Origin of the sequence: Candidatus Protochlamydia naegleriophila, from assembly GCF_001499655.1 — a bacterium.
Taxonomy (GTDB): Bacteria; Chlamydiota; Chlamydiia; order Chlamydiales; family Parachlamydiaceae; genus Protochlamydia; species Protochlamydia naegleriophila.
The window spans coordinates 800,485-817,441 of record NZ_LN879502.1 but is presented as its reverse complement, the minus strand read 5'-3'; the positions used below and the strand labels follow the sequence as shown (position 1 = coordinate 817,441).

Annotated in this window: 11 protein-coding genes and 1 tRNA gene; 6 read left to right on the top strand and 6 right to left on the bottom strand. The window is 40.8% G+C overall.

Features of this window, described 5'->3' with window-relative positions:
• The first annotated feature begins 129 nt into the window (after positions 1-129).
• Both PNK_RS03375 and groL read left to right on the top strand, forming a co-directional pair.
• Positions 130-447 (top strand): co-chaperone GroES, encoded by a 318-nt coding sequence (locus tag PNK_RS03375; RefSeq protein ID WP_032125230.1) that lies wholly within the window; start codon positions 130-132, stop codon positions 445-447.
• 39 nt (positions 448-486) lie between these two features.
• Complete coding sequence (gene groL, locus PNK_RS03370) at positions 487-2,109, top strand: chaperonin GroEL (protein ID WP_032125229.1); 1,623 nt, start codon at positions 487-489, stop codon at positions 2,107-2,109.
• A gap of 87 nt (positions 2,110-2,196) precedes the next feature.
• Here groL and PNK_RS03365 read toward each other — a convergent pair whose 3' ends face one another.
• The 5 genes from PNK_RS03365 to PNK_RS03345 all read right to left on the bottom strand — a co-directional run bounded on the left by PNK_RS03365 (position 2,197) and on the right by PNK_RS03345 (position 10,993).
• On the bottom strand, positions 2,197-3,225 hold the full coding sequence (locus PNK_RS03365; protein WP_059060304.1) for a ubiquitin carboxyl-terminal hydrolase family protein: 1,029 nt from the start codon (positions 3,223-3,225) through the stop codon (positions 2,197-2,199).
• A 102-nt stretch (positions 3,226-3,327) separates the two neighbouring features.
• Entirely contained in the window at positions 3,328-5,304 is a 1,977-nt protein-coding gene (locus PNK_RS03360) for a hypothetical protein (protein WP_059060303.1), read from the bottom strand.
• Between the two features lie 204 nt (positions 5,305-5,508).
• A complete protein-coding gene (locus PNK_RS03355; RefSeq protein WP_158021678.1) occupies positions 5,509-8,307 on the bottom strand; it encodes a hypothetical protein in 2,799 nt (932 codons plus the stop codon).
• A gap of 108 nt (positions 8,308-8,415) precedes the next feature.
• Positions 8,416-9,609, bottom strand: coding sequence for an alpha/beta hydrolase (locus PNK_RS03350; RefSeq protein WP_059060300.1), 1,194 nt, complete (start codon positions 9,607-9,609; stop codon positions 8,416-8,418).
• 154 nt (positions 9,610-9,763) lie between these two features.
• A complete protein-coding gene (locus tag PNK_RS03345; protein WP_059060298.1) occupies positions 9,764-10,993 on the bottom strand; it encodes a hypothetical protein in 1,230 nt (409 codons plus the stop codon).
• Between the two features lie 569 nt (positions 10,994-11,562).
• Between PNK_RS03345 and PNK_RS03340 the strand changes: the two genes are divergently transcribed.
• Both PNK_RS03340 and PNK_RS03335 read left to right on the top strand, forming a co-directional pair.
• Positions 11,563-11,634: transfer RNA gene (locus tag PNK_RS03340), tRNA-Asn, on the top strand.
• A 566-nt stretch (positions 11,635-12,200) separates the two neighbouring features.
• Positions 12,201-13,286: a linear amide C-N hydrolase gene (locus tag PNK_RS03335; protein ID WP_059060296.1), complete on the top strand. Its 1,086-nt coding sequence runs from the start codon at positions 12,201-12,203 to the stop codon at positions 13,284-13,286.
• A 172-nt stretch (positions 13,287-13,458) separates the two neighbouring features.
• On the opposite strand, the gene PNK_RS03330 is transcribed toward PNK_RS03335, so the two are convergent.
• Positions 13,459-14,910 (bottom strand): FAD-dependent oxidoreductase, encoded by a 1,452-nt coding sequence (locus tag PNK_RS03330; protein ID WP_059060294.1) that lies wholly within the window; start codon positions 14,908-14,910, stop codon positions 13,459-13,461.
• Positions 14,911-15,531: 621 nt separating this feature from the next.
• On the opposite strand from PNK_RS03330, the gene PNK_RS03325 reads away from it, so the two are divergent.
• Together PNK_RS03325 and cyoA are read left to right on the top strand one after the other, a co-directional pair.
• Positions 15,532-15,816, top strand: coding sequence for a DUF72 domain-containing protein (locus tag PNK_RS03325; RefSeq protein WP_059060292.1), 285 nt, complete (start codon positions 15,532-15,534; stop codon positions 15,814-15,816).
• Between the two features lie 256 nt (positions 15,817-16,072).
• Entirely contained in the window at positions 16,073-16,951 is an 879-nt protein-coding gene (gene cyoA, locus PNK_RS03320) for a ubiquinol oxidase subunit II (RefSeq protein WP_032125220.1), read from the top strand.
• Positions 16,952-16,957: the final 6 nt, after the last annotated feature.

The following is a 16,957-nucleotide window of genomic DNA, read 5'->3' as shown; positions in this document are numbered from 1 at the left end:
CCCTCTCCTTTTTAAATTTAGCAATCAAAACACCATACTGCTAATTCACTTGCTAAAAAAAGCTTGGAACGCTATGGTATTATCACTAAGAGTTAAATGGATTATCAATACAATATAGGAGAGATTACTATGGCTCATACACAAACAGCCCCTGCGACTCAACTGAAACCTTTGGGAAATCGAGTACTTGTCCGCCGTTTAGCGGCTGAAGAGAAGTTGAAAGGAGGGATCATTCTTCCTGATACGGCTAAAAAGAAACAAGAGCAAGCTGAAGTCGTAGCGATTGGAACGGGTAAGAAAGATAAGAATGGTGCGTTGATTCCAATGCCTGTGAAAATTGGCGATGTCATCTTGATGGAAAAATATTCTGGCCAGGAAGTCACATTGAATGATGAAGAATTTGTCATTCTTCGTGCCGATGATATCATTGCCATCGTAGAAAAGTAAGATAACATTTAAATTCACGGTCTAAATAGGAGATTTCACATGGCTGCAAAGACAATTAAGTTCAAAGAAGATGCCAGACAAAAGATTTTAAAAGGCGTTCGCACCCTAGCCGATGCTGTCAAAGTCACACTCGGTCCAAAAGGTCGCAACGTTGTAATTGATAAATCGTATGGCACTCCCCACATCACAAAAGACGGCGTCACTGTTGCAAAAGAAATTGAGCTCGAAGACAAGTTCGAAAACATGGGCGCTCAAATGGTTAAAGAAGTGGCAAGCAAGACTGCTGACAAAGCAGGAGACGGGACCACAACAGCAACTGTTTTGGCAGAAGCGATTTATGCAGAAGGCTTACGCAACGTCGCTGCTGGAGCCAATCCTCTAGATCTTAAGCGTGGGATGGAAAAAGCGCTTAAAGTCGTTGTACAAGAGTTAGAAAAAAGAAGCAAGAAAGTAGATGATCGCAACGAGATCGCTCAAGTTGCAACCATTTCTGCCAATAACGACTCTGAAATTGGTGAAATTATCGCACAAGCGATGGAAAGAGTAGGTCGAGATGGAACGATTACGGTTGAAGAAGGCAAAGGCTTTGAAACAGAACTAGATGTCGTTAAAGGGATGAAATTTGATCGCGGCTACCTTTCGGCTTATTTCATGACAAATCCTGAGTCGCAAGAATGCATTTTAGAAGATGCTTACGTGCTCATTTACGACAAAAAAATCAGCTCAATTAAAGAAATCATTCCTTTGCTCCAGGCTGTGGTTGAAACGGGCCGTCCGCTCCTCATCATCGCTGAAGACGTTGAAGGTGAAGCACTAGCTACTCTCGTTGTTAACCGTTTACGTGCCGGCTTAAAAGTTTGTGCTGTGAAGGCGCCAGGATTTGGTGACCGTCGCAAAGCCATGCTGCAAGATATCGCAATTGTTACCGGTGGTGAGCTTATCAGCGAAGAGATTGGCTTAAAGCTTGAAACAACAACGATCGAGCAGTTAGGACGCGTAAAAAAGGCTGTCTTGACAAAAGACGAGACAACATTGGTTGAAGGGGCTGGAACAAAAGCTGCTATCCAAGACCGTGCTGCTCAAATTAAGCGTCAAATCGAAGAAAGCACCTCTGATTACGACAAGGAAAAATTGCAAGAGCGTCTAGCCAAGCTAGTTGGCGGGGTCGCTGTCATCCACGTTGGTGCTGCAACAGAAATTGAAATGAAAGAAAAGAAAGACCGTGTAGACGATGCACAGCGTGCAACGGCAGCTGCTGTTGAGGAAGGAATCCTTCCAGGCGGAGGAACAGCCTTTATTCGCTGTATTCCAGCCGTCAACAACTTAGCCGATACGTTAGATGGTGACGAACGCACAGGAGCTAGAATCATGGCTCGTTCACTCAGTGCTCCTTTGCGCCAAATCGCTGAAAATGCTGGCCAAGAAGGCGCGATCATTCTACAGACTGTTGAAAGAATGAAAGAAAAAGAAGGATATAATGCCTTAACTGGCGAGTATGTAGATATGATTGTGGCTGGTATCTTAGATCCAACTAAAGTCGTTCGCTGCGCCTTGGAAAACGCTGTCTCTGTCGCTTCAATGTTATTGACGACAGAAGCCATTGTAGCCGATATTCCAGAAGACAAGCCTGCTGCTGCTGCGCCTGTTGGCATGGATTACTAAGACCCCCCATCTTTAGGCTCTATTTGAAGGGAAGAACGCTGTTCTTCCCTTTTTTCTCAATTTCAATTTAGCTTAGCAGTCTCTGATTTAGGTTTGCCGATCTTCGAGTTGGTAGAAGACCATCGTTGACCAGGCTTTGCTCATCTCGCTTTGCTCCGGCACTCTTTGAATCAACACATCGTCATCAAAGAACACCCAGCCATCTCCACTTCTAACATGCGCCGTCGTATGCCCATCACAGCTGAGAATCGATACCAATTTATAACGAAGCGGGGCTGAAAATCCCTCGCAAGCCATTTCTAATGATTCGGGCGGAGTGATTCCCCTATCTCCAAACGTATCTGTTCTAAGAGCTAAAATAGGCGATACTTTCATCAGCTTGGTCCCTTCCAGATGCCTTGCTAAATCATTAAAGAAAAGAGATTCCAATACAATCGCGTTGGATAATGCAAATACCTGATCGCTTGTGATGGAGAGATCTGGAAGACCTAAAATTTTGCTTAGCGCACACCACACTTCTCGCGAATCTTCCGGACCTCTTTCTGAAAGGATCGTTGCATCATAATCGCGTATTTGATGACGAAACGCATTGATATGATCAGCCGTCACAAGCTCTCCTCTTAACGACATCTTCAGCAATTCTTTTAATTGCATGCGTAGAGCCTGCCGCTTGGCATAATTCTCGCCAGTCTCATTGACGTAATGGTGCAAAGGATTCTTCTCTTCATCTAGATAACTCCAAAAATAAGGAATCGTCTTAACACACTGCAAAAGCGCGCTTAGATAACAGCTATTGCCCCCATTGGCCATGCCGCCGGTTTGCTCTAGAAGAAGAGCTGGCTGACCTTCAAAGAAAATATTTTGAGCCAAATGATCAATCTTTAAAATCTCTTTTTGCTTTTCAAAATTCTCTATTTTTTTCCACTTATAATGGGCCGATAAAACGCGAGAGGCCAATAAATACCCTCCAATTCCCAATAAGAAAGGAGTCAGCATAGCAAAAATGATCGATAAAGCGATCACCCTGGTCTTATATTCTGTGATATCGATCACGCGCTCTTCATGACAACAATGATAGAGGTCGATATTTTGAGGAGAAAAAATTAAATTAATCATATTACTTATTACTTAAGTTGTTTGTTTATTATAATTACAAAAAAATAGATTAGCTTGATTGCGCAATAAAATCCAACTAAACGCTATTGAAGCGCATTAATATTAATCGTGCGTGCAAGTCGTAATAAATGCTTCTGCTTTTTGGATGCGTGTCAAGAGATCATTCAAATTACGCTTAATTTCATTGTAATCTAACGTTTCTTCATCCACGTTGCTTAATGCAAAGTCCGTCACTGCCCGGCGTCCAAATTCTCTAACTAAGAAATCGCATAAATCATTTTCTGAGTTTACGCTTACTTGATTCAGAACTAATGTATTATTCCTCATTTCCATCGAAGGAACAGGATAAATGACTCCATTCTCGCAATCATCCTCAAAGCGTTCTGCTCCGATGAAATTCCCTCGATGAGTATCTTCAAGCCAACGATTGCCAACTTGAGGATCATTGACCCAAGCATCCTGGTGAGTAGGTGGAAGTATAATTAATGCGATGGCCTGGATTGTAAAATCGCTATTGTCCCAAAAACCGTAGATAGCTGGATTGCGTGAAATAGAAAATTGGGCTTCCAAATCATTATTTACAAGTGCCGAAATATTGCGTTTAATAGAACCGGTGACTCCCGTATCAACTAAAATAATAGGCTCATGCGCTTCAATCCCAAGCTGCTTAAAATATCTTTGGGCCAAATCACCGCGGCCTTCCAAATTCATCGAAGATTTACGGGAAAGCCATGCTACAATCAAGTGATCGTCTGGATAGTCTCCGTATTTTTCATGGTTTTTTTCTAATAAGATTTTTGCCACGTCATAAAAGACAATTCCGTCTCGTGCTAAAAAAACAAGCTTTTTGTTACTTTCTCGCGCGTGCAATAGCAGTGAATGTATCCAAAGCGTGATAGCCGGTGAATAGTATTGCATCGTCAAAAGATAGTGTTGGGCAACTTTATCGACGATTGCATCTTTCATTTCTTCTGATAAATCAATCGCAAAATTTTCAATCTCTTGGTAAATCGAATTTTTAATAGTTGGTAGTCGCTCACAGTATCGCTCTTCAACAATGTCCCTCTCCACTTGAGTAAGTAAAGGGAGCTTCTGCCTAGCTTCAAATCTTGCTCTTCTCCATTTGCGTCTGTCTTGAGATGATAACGTTAACGTATCTAATTTTCCCTTTGGGAATTGTATATTTTTGAATGAGTCAATCCTTTCAGCTAAGGAAGGCTCCCAAGAGAGTGAGGACTCCGGTTTTTTTAATTTTACTTCATTATCATTAAGTGAATTAAAAGCACCTTCACCTAAAGCGTCTTCATCGATAGGCTTCAAAGATTTTGAGCCTAGTAAATTATTGAATGATCCAATTCCTTCAGCTAAAGAAGACTCCCACGAGAGTGATGGTTCCGATTTTTTTAATTTTACTTCATTATCATTGAGTGAATTAAAATCGCCTTCATCTAGGGGCGGCTCTAAGGATTTTGAGCCTAGTAAATTATTAAATGATCCAATTCCTTCATTTACTGGAGGCTCCAAAGACTTTTGTGAAGGCTCAGAAGGTAAAATATCAATGGAGAGGTTAATAGGAATGTGGAAGCTGGTTTCATTCCCTTCATCTTCTACCCGTTCTAAGTCTTGTTGGCATTCTGGCAACGCTGGTGAACCAAGACATTCTTGTTGGACAATCTCTGTCTTTAAAGCCGTATCTGCCACTTTCGTTTCTGGATGTTCTATGTCTTCTTCACCGGCGATCAAGCCTTCTTTATCGATCAACACCTCTGAAAGATTTTGAGAGCTTTTTTGACTTATCCTTTCTTGCCTTAGCTCTACTTGCCCGATATTTTGGCTCAACGGTTGCAAGGATGGTATAGTGCGCTCAACATCCTTTTGCGTACAAGAAAACAGGTTGGTTGCAACTGAATGAACTCTTCCGATCAAGCTTCCAAGATTTTTAAAGCCTAGCAACACTTGTGCATAAAAGCATGTAAACAACCGAGCTACTCTCCAGCTCGATGATCGAGTAGCAGGTACAATCTCTGCCAGAACGAGGCTATTCGTATTAATATAAGAGGTGTTGCCTAAAGGCGTCATATACATCTCCTGCTAAACTACACTCAAAAAAATTTAACTCTTATATGATTTAACTAAAATAGTTGACGCATGTTAAATCTGATGATTGACAAGAATGGCAATTGAGGTTTCAGATATCTCAGATTACAAAATCCTTTGAAAATGCAAATCCCCGGCATATTATTGCCGAGGATTTGTATATTTTACAGCAAAATAGACGCTCGATTAATCATGTTTACAAGATGCGTATGCTGTTTCTCCTTTTTGAATGCGTGTCAATAAATCATTGAAATTCAGTTTAATTTCATCATAATTTAAATTAGCATCTGGAATTGAAACATCCCTTGCAAAATCCATGATGGCTTGCCGGCCAAAATCCCTGACCAAAAAGTCGCTTAGTTCAGCAGCGTTGTTCGCCTCTGTCTCTCTAATCACTAATTCTCTCTCTTGGCCATTGTCAACCCATTCCATGGAAGGGTAGGGATAAATGACACCGTTTTCTTCTACTAATCTTTCAGCGCCAATAAAATTGCCGCGATGCGTGTCTTCTACCCAATCATTCGCACTCTTAGGATCATTTGCCCAAGCATCTTCGTGGTTAGGAGGTAGAATCACAAACGCGAGTGCTTGGAGGCTAAAATCACAGTTATCCCAAAAGCCGCGAATAGCAGGATTGCGCGAAACAGAAAACTGGCATTCGATTTCGTTTTTGATTAGTGGAGCAATTTCCCTCTTAATGGAACCCGTGCAACCTGTATCAACCAACACTATAGACTCATTAGGTTCGATGCCCAGCTGTTTAAAATACCTTTCAGCCAGCTCTCCACGTGATGCCGCATCTTTGGACGATTTTCTGGACAACCAAGCAACAACTAACTTCTCTTTCGTCATGTTGGGATATCTCTCGGGATATTTCTCCAAAAGTGTGGCTGCTACATCGTGAAAGACAATTCCATCTCTTGCTAAGAAGACGAGTTTCTTGTCATCGCCTCTTTGAAGCAATGAGTCCATCCACTTAACAATCACTGGAGAGTAGTATTGCATCGACAAAAGATAATGTTTAGAAACTTTATCTATCATTTCCAATTTGACAGCCTCTTCAAGGACAATTCCCGATTGCTCGATGCGCTCTTCAATGTTTCTCTGAATCGTTGGCAGTTTTTCCAGATAGCGCGACTCAACTTCACCGCGCTTCTCAACGCTTAATAAAGGCAGCTTTTTTCTATGGACAAACTTTTCTGCACGCCACTGAATTTGCTCGGGTATCGTCAATGTTAAGGTGTCGAAAGGAGCCTCTTCCCTTGGCTGGTCAAGAATGGCTGTCTCTCTAACACTTATATCTTGAATGTAATCATTTTGCGGTAATGGCTTGGCAACAGGTTGATTGGCTCCCAAAAACACCCTTGCAAAGTTTGATAAGCGCTGCAAATAGACTTGCTGAATCTGACGATTTCCTACTAACAAGGCCGGCAGAAACGTCAAGTATAACAAGTAGTTAAACTGCTCAGGCTGGATTACACCCTGCTTTTTGATTAAATAGTACATGTACATGATTGCATTCGTTAATCCCCCTCGATCAATACAGCTTTTACAGGAGAAATTACAGCTATCTGGCTCTAGCTTAGCAATTAACGTATCGATAATCGTACAGTAGGTAAATTCAATAAAGGCTTGACGCTGCTCATGGCTCAGCTGTTCAACCGATTGAAAATAAGTCGCATGGATCTCTTCAATCATCGTATCAAGTTCTGCTGGCCATGTTTGCTGATCTAATTCACTGGACCAATAGAAAGATCGATCATTTCTAAGATGTGTTTTGAATTCCGCTTTAAAATTCTCGGCTTGAGATTGATTGAAATAAGGACCCGACTGAAAATAAAATCGGGAATTGCGGTCGAGGCTGACAACATTTAATGTGCCTGGATAATCTGCTTCTAAACTTTCAATCACTTCACTACGAACAGTCTCATTTTCTCCTTCAGATTTGCGCTTCATCAAATTGACGTATAAATGCTTCTTACCTTCTCTTCGGCAAGCATCAAAATACAAGTTAAACTGCTCTCCATCACTTGCTCTTACAAGCCTATTGCCGCTTCGTTCTTCGTCTTTGGCCAAATTTGCACACCGAAAAACCTTAATAGCCTTACCATTTTTTGCTTGAAGTTCAAATGTTTGAAAAGGAATATTGCCCAATAAATTAGGATCGAAAAGACCAGGAGACACTCCCGCACATAAATTATTACTCAATTGAGCAAATCCTTGTTCCAAGGCATTTCCAATATCACTCATCTGCGTGATAGCTAAATCTCTGGAAAGACCGCGCGAATAAAGGAAATTCATCCCCGGTTCGTAAAAAACAGCCTCTTGCATATAATTTTGAATAAACTTGTCGAGAAAGTTTCTAACCAAAACAAATGAAGGATCCGTTTGAAAAGTAACCAAGCGAGATTCTGTTTGGCAGTTGCGTAGCAATTCTAAAAATCTTGCATAGTAAGCGCGATTCACCTCTGTCGAAAAAACAGCGGGAGTATTATTCAAATGCTGATAAAGCTCTAACACTCTATCTTTAAATGGTGAAGGCTCTAACTGATCAATGTTTGCTCTTAATGCAGGTTGCTGGCTTAGCACGCATTTTAACTGATCCAAATAAGGCTTGAAAAGAGAACTCTTCAAGAAATTGTCACAGCTACCATCTAAATAACTATGTGCTGGCTCATCATCAATAACAAGTGGATGCTCTTGAGTTGGATTTACAGAAGCTACCGGTTGCTGAAAATTACGTAATTCGCTCAAAAATTTCTGAAACTTAAAAGCCTGAGGAATAAAGATTAAACTAATAGCCAAAAGCGCGGTAAAAGCCACTGCCCAAACCTTTGCACATGCTCGCTCAAACCCATGAGGAGATTTACTTTTCTCATTTACCCATTTAGCATGACGACCCAGCCATGTCTCTGTAACAGGCATCGCCCCCTGACTAACAGGCATAGGATGCAGTGGTAGTCCCTGTGTAATAATTGATGACATATTTTCAACCTTATTATTAATGATTAAGCAAATAAAAGTTTACATACTTGCTAAATTTTATTTTATTTTACAATTAAGGTAAATACTTTTATTTTTATAGTTTCAAATTCAAACAAAGTTACCTATTAAATTAGATTCAGTTAAAAATCTCCCTAGGGATAGACGGGCTGATTCGTCGCTAACTAGATCCCTATCGTGATCACTATCAATGACTAATTTAACCTTCGTTTGGGCTTGCATTGCGTGATCATAAAGTTCTTGGATGTAGGCACCGGGAATGATTTCATCTCTTGCGGCTTCGATGAGAGCCACCCTTCCTTGAACATGTTCTATTTTTTTGCGATTGTCGTAATTAAAGCACCGATTCATGACGCGCTTAATCGGTTCGGCTAAAAAATGTAAAAAGCGTGGCAATCGGCGAGTAGCACGCAACTTAGCAAAATCGCCCATATCGGCAAAGACTCGATCGAGGAGCAAAGCAATGGGATATTTGGAGGCCAATTCCAAAATAGGCCCTCCTCCCATGCAATGGCCGTAACCCAGGATTTTTTGATCTGGCAGATCTTTTTGCTTTAAATATCGATAGGCTGCTTCGACATTATCATAAGTCGCCTGTTCAGAAATTTTACCTTCACTTTGCCCTGTCTGCGAATAATGGAAAACTAGCATGTTCATGCCATAGCCGATCATGAACGTTCCAATTGTCGGGCGCCTGTATTCAAATATGTGCCCGCTTCCAGGTGCATAAATAACAGTTCCTGGCATTGTCTCAGCTTGATCTGCTTCCGGAACTCCTAATATTTTAGGAATACCCAAGTGAATATACTGGCGCCCCTCTTCTTCATGTAAAGGAAGTCCCATTCTTTCAATCAGAGTGCAAAGTTCGGTCTGATGAGGAGGTATAAACAATATATCCTGAACTAATCCATTTGCTAACGGCTTACGGCCTTTTTCTCCACCCAGCTCAATGAGCTTTTCCAGGCAGCGCTTCGTATCCAAATACATGGCAGACATTTGATGCCCATCAGGCATCGGTAAATTAACTTCTTGCCCACCGAGCGTTTGCAGGGTTTGGCGCGAACGAGCAACTCTTTCATAGTCACATTTACTTTCTTTAAAAGTTCGAGAAGAAGTAAAAACGACAGCTCGAGCCGCAAGAAAAAATAAACAATGAGCCAAAATAGTTATTGGATCGAGTTTATCTTTAATCCAGCGAAATGTGCGCCCCATTGATTTAACTAAAGATCTGTCTTTCTGATCTACAAGTCCTGTCGGTTGATGAGCCCTTATTGATTCAATCATATTTATCTCATTTTATGACTTAGCCTCAAACAATCTGCTTAAAATACAGACGTGAAGATGCGCAAACACTACCGTGCACGGCATTTTAAAGAAGAAGTCGAACTGGCTAAACAGCCAGTACAACTTCTATACAACCTATTAAACGAATTTCAGCTTATACGTGAGAAACAGCAAGAGGGAGTTCGAATCTTACAATTCGGTGGAGTGTTTCATCAAACTTTCTCACAGCTTCATCGCGATTGAGGGTTTCCAAAGGCATCCCACATGCTTCTTTAACGACTGCTTTTTGACAAAACTTTCTCAGCAAGAAATTTCTCGAACCTTTTGGGGCAGTATATTCCTTTCGACCAGGAACGCCTGTATTAGGATAAATAACGCCATCAACCTCTACTAGATGAGAAGCAGATTTACGCGTTCCTTGGTGTGTGTCTTCCAGCCAATGCGTAGCTGGGTTACTACCCGCCCCTTTAAAAGGGATCGATTGAATGCTTGGCAATTCCAAAAGCTCTGCTCGGCGAGGATCATCGACAGAAAGAATAGAGCCCCCAGCCTGTTCCGTATGGGAGAGCAGAAATCTAAACTCAACATCATTAACTCCAGCATTAGCTAACATTTGCCGAATGGCAGGAATTGTACTACCTTGGAATCCGATGTCTACAAAGAGAGCTTTATCACCTGGATTGATGCCCAATTGCTGCATGTATCTTTGAAAGAGAGCTGTATTTGCCTGACTACTAGCGGCATTTGCTATGACGGCTCTAGAAATATAAGCTAAGGAAATTTTGCCATCTCCAACCAAATTGGGATACTTTTCTTGATAATCAGGTCTTTGCATCAATTCCATGGCAATTTTATATGGAGGAATTCCATCGCGGGCACAAAAAACGAGCTTTTGATTGGCATCATTGGCAGCCTTCAATACATCCTCCGTCCACACCAAAGCAACAGGTCCATAAACCTTGCCACTGCGTGCAGAATGACCAATGATATCGTAAACGAGCTTATCCTTTTCCATAACCCCAATCGGCTGATCAAACCGGCGGCGAATCTCTTGATTGTCAATATAATCTGTAATTTCTTTTCGTAAAGCCGTTCTTTCTTGCGAATTAAAACGGTTTAAATCTTCTGTCAACCCTTCTTTTTGCATTTGACCATACTTGTAGCTACGATAGGGTAAGACTAATAAACTAAAAGCTGCTGTAGCAACGGTGCATATCCCAAAGGCCACGATAATCACAGCTTTATTAGCTACATTAGCAATTGAAGCTACTGTACGAATCCACCGGCTTGATTCGGGCGTTACCTTAATCATCTCATTGCTATAATGCACCCCTAGCTTATTCCAAGCTGAATAAACTGGAGAAAAAGTAAATCTATGATCCATATGCCTTCCTAAAAAAATATAATAACTTTGACTTAATTGTTTTATTAGTTAACTACAATAAGTAAATATATTAAAAAATCATTGTTATTTTTTTCAAATAAAAAAATTTCTAAACATTATGTTTAAAACTTCTTAATTAAAAATAAATAATTAACTAAAAACAAAACAGTAAAACCAACTTTTAAAATATCTTTATACTCAATCAGAAAAAAACGGCTGGGAGTCAAAAAAAGAGGTGGGATAGGTAGAAGGGTATGAGAAATGGTGAAAGTGTATTTTGACTTGAGCATAATTATTTTAAAAAAATGAATACTTGAGTATAGCTATTTTTAAATTTATTAGGAAGATAAACCTACCTACAAAAGTAGGATGAGTCATTTAGGGGCCATTTTCTTGCATTGTTATGGCTCAGATCCATTTCTCGAGAACGACGATTTGAAGTAAAAAAAAGATGGCGTTTCAAAAAAATAAAAACCCCAAGAAGTATTGAGAAGGCTTTTTTCAAAAAAACAACAAAAACCTATTGTTTAAAATTCCCCATTTTCCTAAGATAGACACTTCTTAAATGTTCCGGATTAGCTCAGCGGTAGAGCAGTGGACTGTTAATCCATTGGTCGCTAGTTCGAATCTAGCATCCGGAGATAAAAGGGCAATTACAACTATGTTGTAATTGCCTTTTTTTTATGGACGGGAATGGATAAATAAATTCCGAACTTATGTCCACTTTCATACTGTCCATGAAGTCCATATCGCCCATGCATTGAAATGAAATATTTGCATGAAAGCCGATCATCTTAGGCAAAAGACCCAAGGAGCGTTAAAGCTTCCAACAAGCGAGCGGTGTTTTCGACCTTTCTGAAGATTTAAATTTTCTTACTACACAATTTTGACTGAAACAGCCGAAAAAGCTATCAATAACGGAAAAGAAATCTTGGCGTTAGAACTATAGAACTCAAGTAAATTATAAGATTGTAAAAAGGCTGTACATTCACCTTGCGTGTCCTTAATTTCGAATGTCTGGTATTCATTAGGAAGCTCAGTTTTTCCGTAAACAATCAAGCCTCAAGATTTTGGCCGGTATGGATCTCTTTGATTTGCTTAATCCAGATTCAAAACTTGAAACAGCAAATGATCTAAAGAAATAAATTGCAGTTTCAACGCGTAATTGTTATTTGAAATTTACGTACATTTTAACAATTGGGGAATAATGAAAGCTATCAGATCGGTTTTACTCACTTTTCTTGTTGCAACATTAATGGCTCAGACAACCGAGGCATGTACCCGCGCCCTTTTTGTCGGGTCTGACGGAGTGGTTATCACAGGCCGCTCGATGGATTGGATGGAAGATCTGCAATCCGACCTTTGGGCCTTCCCTCAGGGTATGACACGTAACGGCGCCGCGGGGCCGCAATCTATTACTTGGACCTCCAAATACGGCAGCCTCATCGTCTCAGGCTATAATGCGGGATCAGCTGACGGGATGAATGAAAAAGGGCTCGTTGCCAACATGTTATATCTTGCTGAATCGGATTACGGCAAACCCAGCGAAAACAAGCCACTTATGTCCATATCGCTTTGGGCACAGTATGTGTTAGACAATTTTGCAACTGTTTCTGAGGCCGTCGACACTTTGCAGCAAGAACCTTTCCAAATTATAGCGCCTATATTACCTAATGGGTTTCCAGCTCAGATGCATCTATCCATTTCGGATGCCGATGGTGATTCAGCGATCTTCGAATACATCAACGGCAATCTTGTCATCCATCACGGCAAACAATATATAGTACAGACAAATTCCCCGACTTATAATCAGCAGCTTGCCTTAAATACATATTGGCAAAGCATTGGCGGGTTGATCTTCCTTCCAGGAACTAACCGATCTGCCGATCGGTTTGCGCGCGCTTCTTTTTTGATAGAGGCCATTCCTAAGAAATCTGCTCCAGCATATATTAAAGCTGTTCCAAATGGAACCTTTACCAATCAGGCCATTGCCAGCGTGCTGAGCGTCATTAGAAGCGTCAGCGTACCTTTAGGTATCACAACTCCTGGAGAGCCAAATATTGCTTCGACAATATGGAGGACTATATCAAACCAAAAAGACAAAGTTTATTTCTATGATTCTTCTACAAGTCCAAACACTTTTTGGGTTCCTCTTTCCGATCTTAACTTGAAAAAAGGGGCTTTAGTAAAGAAGCTCTCCTTAACCGGAGGAAAAATCTATTCAGGCAATGCGGTTGGCAACTTCGAAGAAGCAGAACCTTTTGCTTTTCTTCCAGCAATCCCGCTGAAGTGAAGTAAAAGGTTTTATAACTTCAGAAGGAAATCTCAACCCCATTTATAAAAAAATTTCACAATAGTGATTGAGGTCGGTTTTCTATAACTACATGGCTTTAAGATGTTTTTGGATTTAAAAAGTTATGAAACAAACCTATTTGTAACAAAACAATAATCAGGGTTAGGTCTGATTATTGTTTTGTTGCCTCGAAAACTCGTCCTTTAGGTTCATTACCTTCACGTAGCACACCTTTGGAATGTAGAAGTTCCACAGCCTTAGCTGAATCTTTCACTTTAGAAGCACTACGTGCTAACATTTCTTCTTCAAATTCAGTTAGTACAATTTCTCTTACTCCGATTTCTCTCCATTCAAGCGAGGTAGTACATGCTATTGAAATGTTACGAGCCAGTGCCAGTGCATCCAACAAAGCCTGATTTGCACCTTGTCCTTTAAATGGACTCATGGGGTGAGCTGCATCTCCAATCAACGTAACTGCCCCTGCTTTTTCCAATAATTCCGACTCGAGTAATTCTCGGTCGTACACGGGATAACCCGACATTTGTGCCGGCAAGGTTGCTGATAAAATTTGAGGAATGGGCTTATGCCACTGTGTTCTACGACATGCTTCTTCTTTAAGTGCCTGAGATCCTCGTGCACTCAAAGCCTTAGCTTCTTCTTCGGGCATGGGGAAACTAAGTTGCCACATTACCGAATCCAACGAGTAAGGCATCACGTAGATTCGCTCATGGCCATTAACAGTTTGAAACACAGTGGCTGAGTCCAGTAAATGACTCTCAATACACTTAAGAGTGTCTAAAGAACAAATACCCAAAATTACCACATAACCTAGGTAACGCAAGGGAGTAATATCCTCACCAATCAACAAGCTGCGCACAACACTACGAACACCATCGGCACCCACTACCAAATCAGCCTTGGCTTTCTTCATCTCTCCGTTAACTTGAAAACTTAGCTCAATACCTTTATTTTCACATTGTTTAAAATCAACTAAGCGGTGCCCCCACTGCACGCTATTATGCCCGCCCAATTGTTTAAGCAATGCTAAGCGCAAAGCCTGTCTCGGGATATGCACATTTTTACGCCTTGGAGACTTTTTAATGTTTGAATGTGTCCTCATTCCCCATTCACTAATTTTTTTTCCATCTGTAGTATGCACCACATGACGTGTGGAATTGACCGCGTCTTTTAAAAAGAAAAGACCTAACTCCTTAATTGAGTTACTTGCTTGTTGCAAGGTAAGTCCGTAGCCCTGAGCTCGTGCATCAAAGCTGCTATCGCGCTCATAAAGGGTAAATGGAATGCCACGATGCAAACAAGCTACAGCCAGCGCAACGCCTCCTATACCAGCACCAATAATTGCTACATGTGGGTAATTTTCTGAATCTGCTATGGGATGACTCGAAGAAGGAATCAAGCCAGATCCACTGCAATTATCGCATAAATATTGAGTAAGCTTAGGGCGAACCGAAGCCTTTCCTTCACTCTGAGTTTTTTCAAATTCTTTAATTGCTATTTGGTAGCGGACTCTCGCTTTTTTGCCAAGCCTCATGTTTTTTTTGCCACGCCCATAACATTTCGAACAAATAGTCCAGTATGCCTCTTTATTTTCCACTTTTTTCAATCTCTTTCAGCCATAACAGCTTATATTTAACTTAATCTCAAATTTAAACCCATAGCCACGCATAGCAAAACAAGGGTATGCTATTTCGGATTGCCAGTTCCTGGAAGCGTTTTGTAAAGGCTTCACGACCAGCATGAGCTTTTTTTAGCTATGCACCACTCTGTGCTTCAGCAACATTTCAAAGAGCCATTAAGCTGTTGCGACTCTTCATCACCTTTCAAATATTCCTTGCTTTAGCAACGTCCTGTCTTGAATGCATTTGTCGCCATCGCAAAGAAGCACGTAGATTTCAATTGTCATCCATTTAACTTATTGTATCTTGAAATATATTTTAAACCATTAATTTTTAGAGAGTTGAAAATTCTTGAGAGAGACCGAGCCAATTAATCCTTTAAGAGCTAAAAAAAGCTGCCTCGCAAAAAATGCGAATTCAAAGAATAAAGAAAAAAGCCATTCCAGCGTACGACGAATTTAAAGAATTCGAAGGAAAAAAATACACGGGCATGAACCCATTCCTGGCACTATGAGCAAGGAGAGTGGAAAGAAAAAAAAGCAAGCCCCAGATCTATGGACATTTAATTATAACGTTAACAAGCGAAGAGCAGCCAAAGTTAAGCAGTCATGAGCGGTCAAAAAAAAGAACTCCACGTGTTGATTGAAACCTCTGGCTGGTCCTATGAACACTGGAAAGAAAATTTCTATCCTCAGACATTAAAAACAAAAGATTGGCTCTATTACTATTCACAAGTATTGCAGACTGTAGAAATTAATTCGACATTCTACCGTACACCCCGCACCTCTACAATCGAAAGCTGGAATGCCCAAGTCCCGCAAGACTTCTCATTTTACATACATTCGGCTTCATGGTCCTCATCAAAGCTACAAAGAATCATACGGCCCAGCTAAATAGAAGGCTTGGAAAAAGAAAATTGAACAGTGGACTCATAAGACTTGTGTTTATTGCTACTTTGATAACGATGAAAGGGGTATGCCATTCAAGATGCGAAATCACCATTAGCTCTTTTACAACCTTAGGTTATATAAGCAAAAACACTCAATTTAAAAATTAAACTTGACTTTTGCAAATCAGAAACTATGTTAGAGGTTTCTTTTTACAACTCAAATAGCCACCCATCTATCCGAAAAAAGAGGACGTTGAATAATGAAGATGGCACGAAAACAAGTCTTTTCCATGCTGTTCTTTACAGGCCTGCTCCTCCTGACCGTCTTGATCATGCAGCCGCTCGAGATTCTTCACTTTCGCGAATACATCGCCGTCTTATTTCCTAAAGGAATCATTGCCGTTGAGCAACGCAACCTCTTGCTCGTTATCCAAGCCCTCATGCTGCTCATCATCATACCCGTCTACATTTTAACCTTTATATTTTCTTGGAAATACAGCGCTCATAATCCCAAAGGCGAATACGATCCCGATCTCGTCGATAATACCGTTGCCGAATATATTTGGTGGGGTGTCCCTCTTGTCATGACTCTGATCGTTAGCGTTCTGACCTGGATCAAAACCGAGCAGCTAGATCCCTATAAACCTATCGCATCCGAGAATAAGCCCCTGACAATTCAAGTCGTTGCCCTTCAATGGAAATGGCTATTCATTTACCCGGAAGAGGGAATTGCAACTGTCAATTTTATACAAATTCCCAAAGACACGCCCATCCACTTTAAAATTACAGCTGACGCCCCCATGAATTCCTTTTGGATACCAGAACTAGGCGGGCAAATTTATGCCATGCCTAAAATGCAGACCGAGCTCTTTTTAATGGCAGAAGAAACAGGAGATTTTAGAGGCTCTTCTGCAAATCTCAGCGGTGAAGGATTCGCCGGCATGAGTTTCGTCACTCGCGCCTCGACCGAAGAGGAGTATCAAAAATGGGTAGAACAGGCCAAGCAATCGTCTAAGAACCTTGACTTTGGCTCATACGGTCAGCTATCAGCTCCGAGTAAAAACAATCCGGTAGAAATATTTCGCTTAAAGGATGAAAGCCTATTTCATCAGGTCATCGCAAAATATATGCACCCTTAAGAGTAA